Annotated in this window: 16 protein-coding genes and 2 pseudogenes; 16 read left to right on the top strand and 2 right to left on the bottom strand. The window is 40.6% G+C overall.

The window, feature by feature from the left end:
• Positions 1–120: 120 nt before the first annotated feature.
• Positions 121–492 (bottom strand): rhodanese-like domain-containing protein, encoded by a 372-nt coding sequence (locus AOX59_RS05255; RefSeq protein WP_068442847.1) that lies wholly within the window; start codon positions 490–492, stop codon positions 121–123.
• A 390-nt stretch (positions 493–882) separates the two neighbouring features.
• Between AOX59_RS05255 and AOX59_RS05250 the strand changes: the two genes are divergently transcribed.
• The 4 genes and pseudogenes from AOX59_RS05250 (at position 883) to AOX59_RS05235 (ending at position 5,370) form a co-directional block, all read left to right on the top strand.
• Positions 883–2,376 (top strand): vitamin B12-dependent ribonucleotide reductase, encoded by a 1,494-nt coding sequence (locus AOX59_RS05250; protein WP_082684290.1) that lies wholly within the window; start codon positions 883–885, stop codon positions 2,374–2,376.
• Positions 2,377–2,583: 207 nt separating this feature from the next.
• Positions 2,584–3,702: pseudogene (locus AOX59_RS05245) on the top strand (hypothetical protein); the annotation flags it as partial.
• A 274-nt stretch (positions 3,703–3,976) separates the two neighbouring features.
• A pseudogene (gene mntR / locus AOX59_RS05240) lies at positions 3,977–4,395 on the top strand (transcriptional regulator MntR).
• Positions 4,396–4,479: 84 nt separating this feature from the next.
• Positions 4,480–5,370, top strand: coding sequence for a patatin-like phospholipase family protein (locus tag AOX59_RS05235; RefSeq protein ID WP_068442844.1), 891 nt, complete (start codon positions 4,480–4,482; stop codon positions 5,368–5,370).
• 13 nt (positions 5,371–5,383) lie between these two features.
• Here the strand turns inward: AOX59_RS05235 and AOX59_RS05230 are convergent, their stop codons facing one another.
• A complete protein-coding gene (locus AOX59_RS05230; protein ID WP_068442841.1) occupies positions 5,384–5,770 on the bottom strand; it encodes an SA1362 family protein in 387 nt (128 codons plus the stop codon).
• 279 nt (positions 5,771–6,049) lie between these two features.
• Between AOX59_RS05230 and AOX59_RS05225 the strand changes: the two genes are divergently transcribed.
• From AOX59_RS05225 to AOX59_RS05165, 12 genes are all read left to right on the top strand, one after another.
• A complete protein-coding gene (locus tag AOX59_RS05225) occupies positions 6,050–6,565 on the top strand; it encodes a YqhR family membrane protein (RefSeq protein ID WP_068442839.1) in 516 nt (171 codons plus the stop codon).
• 89 nt (positions 6,566–6,654) lie between these two features.
• Entirely contained in the window at positions 6,655–7,089 is a 435-nt protein-coding gene (gene aroQ / locus AOX59_RS05220; RefSeq protein ID WP_068442835.1) for a type II 3-dehydroquinate dehydratase, read from the top strand.
• A 14-nt stretch (positions 7,090–7,103) separates the two neighbouring features.
• A complete protein-coding gene (locus AOX59_RS05215; RefSeq protein WP_068442831.1) occupies positions 7,104–8,165 on the top strand; it encodes a M24 family metallopeptidase in 1,062 nt (353 codons plus the stop codon).
• Between the two features lie 485 nt (positions 8,166–8,650).
• Positions 8,651–9,208: an elongation factor P gene (efp, locus tag AOX59_RS05205; RefSeq protein WP_068442826.1), complete on the top strand. Its 558-nt coding sequence runs from the start codon at positions 8,651–8,653 to the stop codon at positions 9,206–9,208.
• A gap of 135 nt (positions 9,209–9,343) precedes the next feature.
• Positions 9,344–10,321, top strand: coding sequence for a stage III sporulation protein AA (gene spoIIIAA / locus AOX59_RS05200; RefSeq protein WP_068442823.1), 978 nt, complete (start codon positions 9,344–9,346; stop codon positions 10,319–10,321).
• Positions 10,266–10,778 carry a stage III sporulation protein SpoIIIAB gene (gene spoIIIAB / locus AOX59_RS05195; RefSeq protein ID WP_068442821.1) on the top strand — a complete coding sequence of 171 codons (513 nt, stop codon included), beginning with the start codon at positions 10,266–10,268 and terminating at the stop codon, positions 10,776–10,778. Before spoIIIAA ends, spoIIIAB begins: the two co-directional genes overlap by 56 nt.
• Positions 10,779–10,796: 18 nt before the next feature.
• Positions 10,797–11,003, top strand: a complete 207-nt coding sequence (gene spoIIIAC / locus AOX59_RS05190) for a stage III sporulation protein AC (protein WP_010530955.1) — start codon at positions 10,797–10,799, stop codon at positions 11,001–11,003.
• A gap of 6 nt (positions 11,004–11,009) precedes the next feature.
• Positions 11,010–11,402, top strand: a complete 393-nt coding sequence (gene spoIIIAD, locus AOX59_RS05185) for a stage III sporulation protein AD (protein ID WP_068442818.1) — start codon at positions 11,010–11,012, stop codon at positions 11,400–11,402.
• Between the two features lie 29 nt (positions 11,403–11,431).
• Positions 11,432–12,619, top strand: coding sequence for a stage III sporulation protein AE (spoIIIAE, locus tag AOX59_RS05180; protein ID WP_068442814.1), 1,188 nt, complete (start codon positions 11,432–11,434; stop codon positions 12,617–12,619).
• A 10-nt stretch (positions 12,620–12,629) separates the two neighbouring features.
• On the top strand, positions 12,630–13,262 hold the full coding sequence (gene spoIIIAF, locus AOX59_RS05175; RefSeq protein WP_068442811.1) for a stage III sporulation protein AF: 633 nt from the start codon (positions 12,630–12,632) through the stop codon (positions 13,260–13,262).
• Entirely contained in the window at positions 13,259–13,894 is a 636-nt protein-coding gene (spoIIIAG, locus tag AOX59_RS05170) for a stage III sporulation protein AG (protein WP_068442808.1), read from the top strand. The genes spoIIIAF and spoIIIAG overlap by 4 nt, the downstream gene beginning before the upstream one ends.
• An 11-nt stretch (positions 13,895–13,905) precedes the next feature.
• On the top strand, positions 13,906–14,481 hold the full coding sequence (locus AOX59_RS05165) for a SpoIIIAH-like family protein (RefSeq protein ID WP_068442805.1): 576 nt from the start codon (positions 13,906–13,908) through the stop codon (positions 14,479–14,481).
• The last annotated feature ends 166 nt before the right edge of the window (positions 14,482–14,647 follow it).

The raw sequence follows: 14,647 nt of genomic DNA, 5'->3' as shown, positions 1-14,647 counted from the left end.
TTCTAGTTGGCTTGCTTTTCCGTTCCTCACGTATTAAATGCATACGTTCCGGTACCGGGAGCTTCGCCGCCTCGAACTTCTCGGTCCTTTTTATCCTCCTTTTTGAACACGCACTTTAAGTTACTTTGATTTCACTTTGCCTGTCCACTTTTTAAAACCGCCTTTAAGCTGGCTAATATCTTCATAGCCTTTCTTGTGGAGCAGTTGTGCAGCTCTCCCTGATCTTGAACCTCCCTGGCAATAAAGATAAACCGGTTTATCTTTTCTCAGCTCGACCAGCCGCTGTTTCATTTGTGTCAGTGGTATATTTCGTGCGCCAAGTATATGCCCTTTATCAAATTCGTTTGGTTCGCGCACATCAATAAGTTGTGCTTTTCGGTAGCCTTCGCGGAACTGATCCTCTGTTAAAGTTTTCAAATAGTTTTTTTGCCTGAAATACCGGAACATCCCGACTGCGAGAAGAACTACAGCTGCTATGATTAAAAATTCCATTTTGACTCCCCCGTCAATCTAAATCTCTCCAACACCTATTATATGGCGGATTTAACATTTTTTCAAAGTATTTTTATTGAACTGGATTTTATTTGTTTGATTGATATAAATATGATGACACTAGTGGCGGTGTTTGTCGAATGTTCTTCTATGGATCTGAATGGTAAAGTTTAAAAAACAGCAAAAACATTATATATTTCGGCACAAACGTTGTGTTTCTTGTTTTATCTCGTTTTATTAATGCTTTTTTGGTGTTGACAAATCATGATTAGTGTGGTCTTAACACCATATATTGTACTGTTAAATAAAAATGTGCACTATATCTTGTTTATTTCTTTCAAAATGTGGTATGTTTATAATAGCACATTTATGAAAGGAAGTGAACGCATTATGTCGACTGCTGTTGAAAGCCGGCATAGGATTGATGTACAAGCATTGAACAAAGATATAAAAATGTTCCCGCAAGTACACCCGGTTACAGATGATATGACATTAACGCATAAAGGTGTATCAAGGCTGGTAATGCTTGATCGATATGCATTTAAAGATACCGCAAAGACGACGTTAAAAGCAGGCGATTTTGTTGTGTTGACCGTTAAGGCCGACCCTAAGTTTCCTGCCCGCGGACTTGGGTTTGTTAAGTCTGTTGATTGGAATAACAATGAAGCAATGATTAAAGTTGATTCTGATTTTATTTCAGTGCTTGATGATGAAGAAGAAGCTTCCACAGGAATTATCAGACGCTCTCTCAGTGTGATAGACAAACCGCTTGAAGTTTATTATGAACAGATAGCTCAACGAAATGCCACAGGGCTTTCAAATGTTGAGACAACAAAGAATAAACAGAATGAATGGTATGAAAAATTCAACGAAGAACTGAGCAGGATGAACTTTATTCCTGCAGGTCGCGTACTATACGGTGCAGGAGCAGATACGGATGTGACGTATTTCAACTGCTATGTCATGCCAAATATTAAAGACTCGCGTGAAGGTATTTCAGATCACCGCAAACAGGTGATGGAGATTATGTCCCGGGGAGGCGGTGTCGGTACGAATGGTTCGACACTGAGACCCCGGAACGCACTGGCAAGAGGCGTAAATGGAAAATCATCCGGCTCGGTGTCCTGGCTTGATGATATTGCCAAACTGACTCATCTTGTAGAACAGGGCGGATCAAGACGTGGAGCCCAAATGATTATGTTAGTTGATTCTCATCCTGATATTATTGAATTTATCATTTCAAAAATGCAGAATCCGCGAATTTTGCGTTATTTGATTGAAAACACAGAGGATGAACAAATTAAAACCCTTGCAGAAGAAAAACTGAAATTCACACCGTTAACTGAAACTGAATCCGATCTTTACCAGAGTATTGTCAATTACCGGTCAATGCCGGGACAAGGCGGTTTCACACAGGCTGCCATCCGTGAAGCGGAACAAAAACTGGTTACCGGCGGAACGTACGATGTTCATAATCCTGAGTTCTTAACCGGCGCCAATATTTCAGTCTGCATCACAAAAGATTTCATGGAAGCTGTGGAAAATGATGAGGTGTATGAGCTTCGTTTCCCCGATGTTGAAAACTACTCTGAAGAAGAAATGAAGGCATACAATGAAAAATGGCATGACATAGGCGATGTTCGTAAATGGGAAGAGATGGGGTATGGCATTCGGGTTTACCGGCGTATTAAAGCCAAGGAATTATGGAACCTGATTAACATTTGCGCGACTTATTCGGCAGAACCGGGTATTTTCTTTATTGACAATGCCAACGAAATGACGAATGCGCAAGCTTATGGTGACCAGGTCGTTGCAACAAATCCGTGTGGTAAAGTGGCACAGTTTGCCTCACGTAAAAAATCGGATGAATTGCTGGGAAGCTAAGGGGTTAAACCTAGGCCAATCAGCAGCCAAGCTAGCCAGGGATGGTTAGAAGGTTCAGAGACTAGTCATATACCACTGGAACAGTGATGAAATGGCCACGAGCGTCCGATGCTTCAGACGGTTAAAATGTTTGAAGTAAAGATATAGTCCGACACTCCATTGAAAAATGGAGAAGTCCAGGATAAAGAACCTGGAATATAACGGATGGAACAACCGCTTGCACCATATTCTGTTTGTAATTTAGCAGCCGTTAACCTGGCTGAAATGGCTGACAAAGATTCAAAATCTGTCAACTTTGAAAAGTTAAAGCAGACAGTCAGAACCGGTGTGCGTATGCAAGATAACGTTATTGACGCTACACCATACTTTTTGGAAGAGAACAAAAAACAAGCACTTGGCGAGCGACGGATAGGTTTAGGTGTTATGGGAATGCATGATTTGTTAATCTATTGTGAAACAGAGTATGGTTCAACGGAAGGTAATAAACTGGTGGACCAAATCTTCGAAACGATTGCAACCACTGCTTATCGTGAATCAATTGGATTAGCGAAGGAAAAAGGAAGCTTTCCTTTCTTGGAAGGTGATTCAGAGATCGAAACTAAATCGCTTCGAGAAGCATTCATTAACACCGGCTACATGAAAAAAATGCCGGAAGATATTAAAAAAGATATATTAGAATATGGTATTCGCAACTCGCACTTATTAACTGTTGCGCCAACGGGTTCGACTGGCACAATGGCCGGCGTCAGCACAGGGTTGGAGCCATATTTCTCCTTTTCGTACTTTAGAAGCGGCCGGTTAGGGAAATTCATTGAAGTCAATGCGGATATTGTCCAGGAATATCTGGATGAACATCCCGACCAGGATCCGGACGATCTTCCGAAATGGTTCGTATCCGCTATGGATCTTTCACCCGAAGAACATGCAGACACGCAATGTGTTATTCAGCAATGGGTGGACAGTTCTATCTCAAAAACCGTTAATGCCCCTAAAGGATATACCGTTGATCAGGTCGAGAGTGTCTACCGCAGATTATATAACGGTGGTGCAAAAGGTGGAACGGTTTACGTCGACGGAAGCCGTGACACACAAGTTCTGACCTTGAAAGCGGAAGAGAATGCTTCGGGTGAACAAGCTGAGCTTTTTGAAGACGAAAAACCAAAAGTTGTATTGATGGATACTGTTCAGGAATTGGACAAAACGAATGTTTCCATCGGCTCTGAAATCGGGGATACATGCCCTGTCTGCCGAAACGGAAACATCGAGGATATTGGCGGCTGCAACACATGCACAAGCTGCGGCGCACAACTAAAATGCGGATTATAAATCCAGTATAAATAAGGAACCGGCTGTTAACCGGTTCCTTATTTAGTTAATTCTGATTTCTGAAAATCAGCTGTCTCCGGAGGAGCAAAACAATCAATATTCTTAAGAAGCATTCGGATAAAAAATATTTATGTGCTGCAAGATCCATAACTTCTATTGCTACAGGAATCTAGAGCGTATTTAAGCTTGTCTCAGCCAATAATATATTGTATGCTTTTAAAGAGAAACATTGTTGCACCAGATAAAAAATTATTCATGCAAAGTGAGTGATTCGATGCCAACGCCGAGTATGGAGGACTATATTGAACAAATCCACAATTTAATGGAGTCAAAAGGCTACGCGCGTGTGTCTGATATTGCGGAAGCATTAATTGTTCATCCATCCTCTGTTACAAAAATGGTACAGAAACTGGATAAAGATGGCTATCTTAACTACGAAAAATATAGAGGATTCATTTTGACAACGAAAGGGAAAAAACTAGGGAGCGTCTTGTCTACCGCCATGAATTACTGGAAGAATTTCTGGAAATCATCGGTGTTGACGGTGATAAAATATATGAAGATGTGGAAGGGATTGAACATCATCTCAGCTGGAATTCAATTGACAGAATAGGCAATCTGGTTCAATATTTCAGAGCTGGAGATGAACGTATCAATGAATTGCGAAACATCACACAGTCAAACGCAGAATAATTCATATCAATTATAAGTTTGTGTTCTATTTTTCCTGTTGTGTACTTAAATATATAATAATAAGGCACATCAGGGAGAGAGCAGATGAAGATTGATGGTGTTTTTTCAGGCGGCGGTGTTAAAGCATATGCATTTCTGGGAGCACTGCAGGGGATTAACGCATGGAATCATTCGTTTGAACGAGTGACAGGCTCATCAGCGGGAGCTATTTTGGCAGCGCTGATCGCAGCCGATTATTCCATTGAAGAGATGGAAGCGAATTTCCAGAAACTGAATACTGCAAAACTCTTGGACCCTCCTAAGTGGACTACACTAATTCCCTTCTCCAAATGGTTAAACCTCTATTTTCAACTCGGGCTGTATAAAGGCGACAGACTGGAAAAATGGATTTACAAGCTTCTGGCAGCAAAAAGCATATATACATTCGGCGAGTTGAAGCCTGGTTATTTGAGAGTGGTTGTCAGTGATATATCACTTGGTAAGCTGGTTGTTATCCCGGATGATCTGGAAAGAATCTATGGTATTAATCCGGATTACTTTCCTGTTGCCAAGGCGGTTAGAATGAGTTCAGGCTTTCCCTATTTTTTTATGCCAAAAAAATTGCCCGGTAAATCGAACAAAAAAAGCTTGATTGTTGATGGCGGACTATTGAGCAACTTTCCACTATGGATTTTTAAAAATGAAAACAACCGGAATGCACGTCCGGTTTTAGGTATCAAATTAAGTGGCTCTCCGGAGAATGAAAAGCCGCGCGAAATCCGCAATGCCCTTGATATGTTTCATGGTTTATTTTCAACGATGATGCATGCTCATGACGCCCGTTACGTGTCAAAATCAGATCAGAATAATATTATTTTTATACCGGTTGAGCACGTGGATACAACGGATTTTAAGCTTAATCGGGATACAAAGGAAATATTGATTCAGATTGGGCACAATAGAGCTGAGGCATTTCTAAAGCATTGGCCCAAATAAAAACCGGACCAGTTCAAAGGCTGGCCCGGTTTTTTCTTTTGGATTTATTCCCATCAATGACCCGCAGATGGGAGGGACGTTTACCTGATTTCTTTTTAAACGGAGACGATTTTTCACGTTTAGAAGATGAGGATGATTTAGTTTGTTGCGGCTGCTGCTTATACTTGGCTTTTGATTGTTTCACTGCTTGTTTATACTTTTTCGTTTCATTAGAGGATGCCCCACTCCTTTTTCTGAAAATGAAAAAGTAGAGTAAAGCAAAAATAACGATACCAAATCCAAGCATTGTAAAAATACTTGTCAGAAAGGAAGCTGTATTGCTGAACAATTGTGTGATGACCCCAATTACGGCCAGACCAATAATCGCATAAACCACCAAGGTTCCTTTACTGTTTCCCACCCCGATATCCTCCTTTCTTTTTGCACCTATTATTCTTATACCACGATGAACCACATTTTTATCACTTTAATTAAAAATTTAAGGAAATTGTGGTTTTTGAATATAAAATAATTCTATTTTAATTGTTTCCATTCCTGCTTTAGATATTCATGGTTGCTACAATTTATTTTCTCCTTCTATTTTACTAAAAAAATGCTCAAGTAGCTACTGCCAACCCCATCTTTTAAATGCATGATTGGATTGGCGTTGTTTGGCAACAATACGAATGGAGGTGTTTTTATGGATAATCAAGACAATCAGCTGGAACAAAACAAGCGTGAAGAGCCGGTAAGTATATTGTCCAGATCGCTTTTGACAGGGTTTATCGGAGGTCTGATTGGCGGTTTTTTCGGAGTGGTTCTGTATTATTTTAATTTTTCAGAAGTCGCTCCGAGGAGTTATGTGTTCCGTTCCTGGCTCACGGCGGATTGGATCGATACATGGCTTGGAACTGTTTTATCGATATTGGTTATTGGGGTTATTTCACTGGGGAGTGCGTTAATATACTTTATGCTGTTTAAAAAAATAAATACACTCTGGATGGGAGCAGTCTATGGGATACTTCTCTGGGTGATTGTTTTCTATTTGCTTCAGCCGATTTTCCCTAATATCCCGCATGTGATGGACCTGAAGTCAGATACGATCGTATCAACAATCTGTTTATATATATTATACGGCACTTTTATCGGTTATTCCATTTCATATGACTATAACGAAACATTGAATAAAATGAAAAACAGAGAGGAACAGAAGTGATTTCGGACTTTAGCATTATTCAATCCTTTGTGTTTGTGATAAACTGGAACAGTCCATACCTATTATGAATGATAAAGGGATGAATGAAAATGAGCCGTTTTTTACTTTTGAATGGGCCAAATATTAATTTGCTCGGTAAACGGGAAAAGGATGTATACGGGGACTTCACATTACAGTCAATTGAGAAAGAGCTGACCGATTTAGTAGAGTCGGGCGGCGGTGAACTGGACTGCTTTCAGTCTAACCATGAAGGCGCGTTGGTCGATTCGCTGCACCGTGCGAATGAATTGTCATATGATGGAATCATTTTTAATCCTGCCGCCTACACACATACGAGTATTGCTTTGCGTGATGCAATTGCTGCGATTAATGTTCCCGTCATCGAAGTGCACATTTCTAACATTCACCAGCGTGAAGATTTCAGACATCAATCGATGCTTGCTGCGGTATGTCATGGACAAATAGTCGGCTTTGGGAGAAAGAGTTACCGGCTGGCATTACAAGCCTTCCTGGAAGATATATAGAAAGGAATGATCACATGGGGAAATTAGCTCTACTTCGTCAAAAATTAGAAAATGAGAATCTTGATGCCATTTTAATTAATAGTCCCGTCAACAGGCGATATCTGACCGGCTTTACTGGAACGGCCGGTGCTGCAGTCATCAGTCAAAAGGATGCACGCTTTATTACTGACTTCCGCTACATAGAACAGGCAAATGAACAAGCAACTGAGTTTACAGTTGTTGAACATAAACAACCGATCCATGAAGAAATAAATGCTCAACTAAATCAGATGGGTGTGAAAAGGATCGGATTTGAAAAAGACCATACAACCTTTTCCGTTTATGAAAAATATAAAGAAACTTTCGATGCGGAACTAACACCTGTCAGCGGGCTTGTGGAAAGCCTCCGTCTCATCAAATCAGATGATGAACTCGCGTGTTTAAAACGGGCGGCTAAAATAGCTGATGATGCGTTTAGTCACATCCAACATTACATTAAGCCGGGTGTAAAAGAAGTTGATATCTCAAATGAGCTTGAATTTTTTATGCGAAGGCAAGGAGCAACATCATCCAGTTTTGATATTATTGTTGCATCGGGTTACCGGGCGGCTCTTCCGCATGGTGTTGCCTCTGAAAAAGAAATTCAGTCCGGCGAATTGGTTACAATGGACTACGGCGCGCTGTTAGATGGTTATTGCTCGGATACGACAAGGACGGTAGCAGTCGATGAAATCAGTGATGAACTGAAAAATATTTATAATACAGTTCTTGAGGCTCAGCTTCGTGGTGTTGAGGGCATTAAGCCGGGTATGACCGGCAAGGAAGCTGATGCACTGACGAGAAATTATATTAATGATAAAGGATTTGGCGATTATTTCGGTCATTCAACCGGCCACGGGCTTGGTATGGAAGTGCATGAAGGACCTGCGTTGTCATTTCGCTCTGAAAAAAAATTGGAACCTGGTATGGTTGTAACAGTCGAACCGGGTATTTACGTGCCAAATGTCGGGGGCTGCCGCATTGAAGATGATATCGTTATAACAGAAACAGGCAGTGAACGCCTTACCCGCGCATCAAAAGAACTGGTCCGGCTATAGTAGATAGTAGAATAAGTCTTAACAGATGGCAGTTTTCTAAAAGATTGTTGTTTGTGACACAAAATCCATAAAGTGAAACTTCATTCAGCGGAGCGCACTTTTCCGCTGAATGTTAGTTGAACAGAATCGGGCATTTAGGTTCAGTTAGCCGCCGTATTTTGGTGGGTTACTGAACTTTAGATGCGGGATAAACCGCGACGTAAAGTATTATTTGATTATTTGGGAATGCTTTCTGGCGACGCAGCTCAGAATTGCTCAGCTTTTGAGTGGGCTCACCACGAGCCTCCTCGCTCGCAAAGAACGCTTTTCGAGGAGGCTGAGGCCGTGCCCATGGAAAGCGGGTTTTATTGCCGGAGCGTCTTTAAGTACTTAACGGTAATCAGAAGGCAGAATTTTCACTACGTCGCAGTTTTTATCAACTGCGAGATTAAAGAGCAACAAAATTTACGAAAAGAGCCTAACAGATAAAAAAGGAGGACTTAAATATGATATCCGTGAACGATTTTAAGACTGGGCTAACGATTGAACTGGATAACGATGCGTGGCAGGTCATTGATTTTCAGCACGTAAAACCAGGTAAAGGCGCCGCTTTTGTACGGTCGAAACTCAGAAATCTGCGAAACGGCAATGTTCAGGAGAAAACATTCCGGGCTGGCGAAAAAGTCAACCGGGCACATATTGAAAACCGAAAGATGCAGTATTTATATGCCTCAGGCGACACACACGCATTTATGGACACAAATACGTTTGAGCAGCTGGAACTACAAACAAATCAGATTGAAAACGAGTTAAATTTCATGAGGGAAACTATGGAAGTCTCAATCATTACGTATGAAGGTGAAGTCATTGGTGTTGAACTTCCTAAAAACGTGGAATTAACTGTCGCAGAAACAGAGCCGGGGTTGAAAGGCGATACAGCAAGCGGAGGCACGAAACCGGCAACATTAGAAACCGGATATACTGTACAAGTTCCTCTCTTTGTTAATCAAGGAGACGCCCTGGTCATCAGCACAACAGAAGGCAAATATGTTTCAAGAGCATAGAAGAAGATAAACGATCAAAACCGGTCCTGTAAAACAGGGCCGGTTTTTTGTATGTCTTTGCGGCTTACTAAAGTCATAATTTAATCTGAGAAACATACATTTACTAACAAGCTATTGTAAAGGTGAGGACTTGTGATGGAAGAAATATTAGGATTGTTCCCGGAAAATATAAGACAAACCATTTATAAAACACTGAAAGGTCGTTGGGGCACACTGCAAGAGATTCGTTTCAGAATTCAGCAGCCGATCGAATTGATATTTGATGATCATACGGAATGGCTGGACGGTAAAAGACCGGATAAGAATGACAGCATTTTTGTTCTGAATCAGTTAAGTGAATTTTCGTTATACAAGATGGAAGATGAGCTTCGTGAAGGTTATGTCACCATAGAAGGCGGCCATCGTATCGGGTTATCAGGCAAAGTGAATACCGTTCATGGTCATGTCAAAGCCATTCAGCATATAACCTTTTTTAATATCCGGATAGCAAGCGAAAAGATCGGTGCAGCATTGCCTTTTATGCCATACATTTATAAGAATCAATACCTCAGCACATTGCTTATTGGTCCTCCTCAGACAGGAAAAACCACTTTAATACGAGATATAGCTCGTTTGATTGGTTCAGGATGGAATCGAACAAAGGCGCATAAAGTCGGGATTATTGACGAACGCTCTGAAATCGGCGGCTCAAAAAAAGGGCTCCCCCAGCATGACCTAGGTAAAAGAACTGATGTGATGGATGCTTGTCCCAAAGATGAAGGCATGATGATGATGATCAGATCAATGTCGCCGGAGGTATTGATTGTGGATGAAATCGGGACTGAGTCTGATGTACAAGCTTTAATGGAGGCTATTAATGCCGGGGTGATTGTCATTTGTTCCATTCATGGAGATTCACTTGAGTCGCTGATGAAACGGCCATCGCTACAACCGTTATTTCATCAGCAGATTTTTCAACGCTTTGTCTTATTGAATGGACAAGCAAAACCTGGTCAGATGCATCATATTTACAACCAAACGTTTGAAAACATTAATCAGAAACCGAGGTGCGTAACGAATGCAGTGGATTGGCGCGCTTCTTTTCATAGGGACCACAACGCTGGTAGGGTTTAATATCAGCACTCTCTTAACCGAAAGACCGAAACATATCCGGCAAATGAAAAATGCACTGCAAATTCTCGAAGCGGAAATACTATATAGCCAGCTGGCTTTACCGGATGTATTTGCCACTATAGCACAACAAATTCCGCAGCCTGCAAACTCATTTTTTAAGCAATTAGATGAATCACTTAAACAACATAATGTTGATCTGTACAGTGTATGGACAAAACATGTAGATTCCTTATTGGCAACATCAGCCCTTGGAGCCAGTGAGGGTGAAATATTGAAACAGTTTGGCAGAACACTTGGGCAGCATGATTTCACCCAGCAGCAAAAACAGATTCATTTAACCATTAAACACCTTGATCGTGAGCTGGATGAGGCTCAGGATGATCAGTATAAATACAGCAAAATGGCCAAAAGTTTAGGCTTGTTATGCGGCGTTTTCATTGTACTGCTGCTTATTTAGAGAGGAAGGAGCGCTTCTATGGCTATTGATGCATCCATATTATTTCAAATTGCAGGGATCGGCATTATTGTTGCACTTATACACACCATATTGAAACAAATGGGAAAAGAGGAGATCGCCCAATTTGCCACTCTGGTAGGTTTTATTATCGTTTTAGTCATTGTTGTGAACGGGCTTTCTGATCTATTTCAGCAGATAAAGTCTGTATTCCTTTTTCAGGGGTAGGTCGAGATGGATATCTTCCAGATCGTTGCTATAGGAATCATCACCAGTATACTTTATATGGTATTGAAGGAACTTAACGCTTCATTTGCTTTCTTATTAATTCTCGTCACGACTATCTTGATTTTTCTGGTCGTCATCCAGCAAATCGGCGTCATTTTTCAATTGATTGAATCGTTGGGAAATAAGGCAAATATTGATGGGATGTACATGGAAACCATTTTAAAAATCATCGGAATCGCTTATATCACTGAGTTTGGAGCTAATCTGACAAAGGACGCGGGCCTTCAGTCGGTAGCGGCAAAAGTTGAACTCGCCGGGAAAATATTCATTCTATTGTTGTCCATACCTATTATTACGGCAGTTATCGAAGCAATCCTTAAGTTTATTGATTCGGTTTAGCCGTGGTCCGGAAAGGGGGCGCACGGAGAATGAAGCAATATAAATGGGCAGCCGGAACTATTATCATATTGCTGCTTCTGATGGGATTTACACCGGTTTTTGCTGCCGAAGATCAAAATGAAAAGACGCCGGAAGATATCGAAAGACAAATGCTGAATGATGTTCAGCTTGATGGGATAGAAACGCACTGGGAGACGCTGGTTGATGATTATGGAGGCTTTGTGCCCGAGCTTGAAAAAACGAGTATCTATGAATTTGTTAAAGACAATGGCTCTTTTTCCATAAAAAACACGCTTTTAGGAATTGCTGAGTTTTTACTGCACGAGCTGATCCTTAACGGAAAATTATTAGGGACGCTGCTCATGCTGACGTTATTTTCCAGTATTTTGCAAACGATGCATACGGCATTTGAAAAAAGCACGGTCAGCAAAATCGCTTATTATGTCGTTTATATCGTTTTGATTTACCTTGTCCTCAACAGTTTTTATTTAGCTGTATCGTATGCCAATGATGCGATTGATACAATGAGCAGTTTTATGATTGCTTTATTGCCGCTTGTTCTCGGAATTATGGCGACACTCGGCAATGTTATCACAGTTGCATTCTTTCATCCGATTATCATATTCCTGATTAATGTCAGCGGTGTACTCGTTTCCAAATTCATTTTACCGTTATTGTTTCTTTCTGCACTATTATTGATTGTCAGCAGTTTAAATGAAAATTATAAAGTAACGAATCTTGCCAATCTATTTAAACAAATCGGCATGGGAGCTTTAGGTGTTTTTCTCACAGTGTTCTTAGGGGTTATGTCCGTCCAGGGAGCGTCAAGTGCTGTGCAGGATGGCGTGGCTATGAAAACCACCAAATTCATTACCGGCAATTTTATACCGGTTGTCGGCAGAACATTTACAGATGCAACAGATACAATTTTAAGCGCATCGTTGTTGCTCAAGAATGCTGTCGGTATTGTCGGTGTTGTCATTATTTTATTGGCCGCCATTTTTCCCGCTCTTAAAATATTTGCCATTGCACTGATTTATAAGCTGGCAGCAGCTGTATTGCAGCCGATCGGGGATGGCCCGGTGATTACAACGCTGGATACGATCAGCAAGTATATCGTTTTGATTTTAGCTTGTCTTTTGGCTGTCACATTAATGTTTTTTCTGTCAATCGTCATCTTAGTTGCTGCAAGCAATATAACAATTCTGCTTCGTTAGGGGTTGTAGAATGGATATTTTAATCGATTGGGTAACTCAAATCATCATCTTTTTATTGCTTGCATCTGTGGTTGATTTGCTGGTTCCGGAAACTTCCGTTAAAAAATATATCAATTTTACGGTTGGTCTCATTTTAATTCTTATTTTCTTAAAGCCGGTCTTTTATCTATTTGACATGGACGTCAAAAGCGCAATCGAACAATCAATAAATGAAGTTGAATATCAGCAGAATGAAAACAGTGAAACAGAAAATTTAATAAAAACACAAAAAAAAGAAATACAAGACTCCCAGCATGCATATATTTTAGAACAGATGGCTGTCCAACTGAAAGAGCTGGCAAACGATACCTTACAGGAAGAATATCAACAGGAAATAACGCATATCGACTTTCAAATTGCAAATATGGGTGAAGTTACATATGAAAACCTGAATGAAAATTTGGATAAACTTCACGTAACGCTACAGGAAGCTGAAGAACAGGAAGGGAGCGTGGATGCTGTTGAAGATGTCGCCATTGGTATGGAAGAGTCATCTGATAAGGAAGCGGAAGTTGATGTAAATGGGATTAAACAACTGCTGCAGGATGTATGGAAGGTGGATAAAGAAAAGATCAGCATTAAAGGGGAAGGAGGGTCATCTTGAAAAATTATCTAAAAAAACTATTTAAAAATTCGGATGCAGCAGGAAAACCTTCAAAAAAAGCGGGCTATATTATTGTTATAGGCTTAATTGGCCTCTTGTTGATAATCTTAAGCAATGTGTTTTCAACTGCGGGATCTGATGACAATGATTCAACGATTAATATTGATTCAAATGAAACAAATGAACAGTCAGCAGATGAAACATTTTCAAACAACTCAAGCAAGACCTCAGACGTGGATGAAATTGAAGCAGGTTATGAAGAGGACCTTCAGGAAATGCTGAATCAAATACAAGGTGTATCAAACACCGAAGTTATGGTAAATCTTGAGTCAACCAGAGTAAAAATATATGAAAAAAATTTAATATCCGGTCAGCAAATAACAGAAGAAACGGACACGAATGGCGGCACCAGAGACATTGAAGATACGCAGGAAGAATCCCAAGTTGTATTAGTAAACCAGGGGGATAAGGAAGTTCCATTGCTTGTCCGGACAGAAAAACCGGATGTAAGGGGGGTTTTTATTGTTGCCGAAGGAGTTGATCACGCTTCAGTTGAACAACGGGTTGTAGAAGCAATCTCTCGTGTGTTGGATGCTCCGGTTCATAGAGTTTCAGTAATGCCAAAAAATTAGGAGGGTTTTATATGTTAAAAAAACAGACGGTATGGCTATTAACAATGCTAAGCTTAATGATTGTATTAAGCGTTTATTACATGACATCACCTGGAAACAGCGGGGATCTTGCTTATGTAGATCAGGGGGAGGAGGCTTCTGAAGAGACAGCTTCATCAGAAAATGCAGAAGGTGACGCATCTGAAGACGATGCAAATGCCGAAGTGACCGACATATCAAACGTATCTGAAGATGAGTTGTTTACGACAATCCGAATGGAGATACAAAGCGAGCGCAGTGAAGAAAAAGACCGGCTGAATGACGTTGTTGCCTCCAGTACGGCGAGTACAGAAGAAAAAAACCAGGCAAGAGACGAAATGAATCAGCTTGATGATATCTCAAGCAAGGAATCTATATTGGAAGAATCGATTTTGGCAGCAGCTGATTACAATGACGTCCTTGTACGGCATGAAGATGGTAAAGTTCTTGTCCATGTGAAGGAAACCGAAAAGCTAAGCAATTCAGAAGTTGTCAATATTATGCAAATGGTTCGTGATGAATTCGGCGACATTACAGTAGATGTTGACTATCAGGCAGTTGAAAGCTAATTAAAATAAATGGGATGAAGCCGGGTGATACAATCTACCCGGCTTTTAATTTTTAATTTTAAATTCCCTCTATAAACTAACATTCGCATATTTCGGGTGAAATTGATATAATAGCTATATTGCAACCGTTTTACATATTAGTCTGGGTTGATGTTTGAATAACGGT

It is taken from the genome of Lentibacillus amyloliquefaciens (assembly GCF_001307805.1).
Lineage (GTDB): Bacteria > Bacillota > Bacilli > Bacillales > Amphibacillaceae > Lentibacillus > Lentibacillus amyloliquefaciens.
The sequence above is the reverse complement of the archived record's forward strand: the minus strand, read 5'-3'. Positions and strand labels throughout refer to the sequence as shown.

Bases quoted from the DNA above. Each gene is read 5' to 3' on its own strand.
- AOX59_RS05255 (WP_068442847.1), bottom strand. From the start codon at position 492: ATGGAATTTTTAATCATAGCAGCTGTAGTTCTTCTCGCAGTCGGGATG.
- AOX59_RS05250 (WP_082684290.1), top strand. From the start codon at position 883: ATGTCGACTGCTGTTGAAAGCCGGCATAGGATTGATGTACAAGCATTG.
- AOX59_RS05235 (WP_068442844.1), top strand. From the start codon at position 4,480: ATGAAGATTGATGGTGTTTTTTCAGGCGGCGGTGTTAAAGCATATGCA.
- AOX59_RS05225 (WP_068442839.1), top strand. From the start codon at position 6,050: ATGGATAATCAAGACAATCAGCTGGAACAAAACAAGCGTGAAGAGCCG.
- aroQ (WP_068442835.1), top strand. From the start codon at position 6,655: ATGAGCCGTTTTTTACTTTTGAATGGGCCAAATATTAATTTGCTCGGT.
- AOX59_RS05215 (WP_068442831.1), top strand. From the start codon at position 7,104: ATGGGGAAATTAGCTCTACTTCGTCAAAAATTAGAAAATGAGAATCTT.
- efp (WP_068442826.1), top strand. From the start codon at position 8,651: ATGATATCCGTGAACGATTTTAAGACTGGGCTAACGATTGAACTGGAT.
- spoIIIAA (WP_068442823.1), top strand. From the start codon at position 9,344: ATGGAAGAAATATTAGGATTGTTCCCGGAAAATATAAGACAAACCATT.
- spoIIIAB (WP_068442821.1), top strand. From the start codon at position 10,266: ATGCAGTGGATTGGCGCGCTTCTTTTCATAGGGACCACAACGCTGGTA.
- spoIIIAC (WP_010530955.1), top strand. From the start codon at position 10,797: ATGGCTATTGATGCATCCATATTATTTCAAATTGCAGGGATCGGCATT.
- spoIIIAD (WP_068442818.1), top strand. From the start codon at position 11,010: ATGGATATCTTCCAGATCGTTGCTATAGGAATCATCACCAGTATACTT.
- spoIIIAE (WP_068442814.1), top strand. From the start codon at position 11,432: ATGAAGCAATATAAATGGGCAGCCGGAACTATTATCATATTGCTGCTT.
- spoIIIAF (WP_068442811.1), top strand. From the start codon at position 12,630: ATGGATATTTTAATCGATTGGGTAACTCAAATCATCATCTTTTTATTG.
- AOX59_RS05165 (WP_068442805.1), top strand. From the start codon at position 13,906: ATGTTAAAAAAACAGACGGTATGGCTATTAACAATGCTAAGCTTAATG.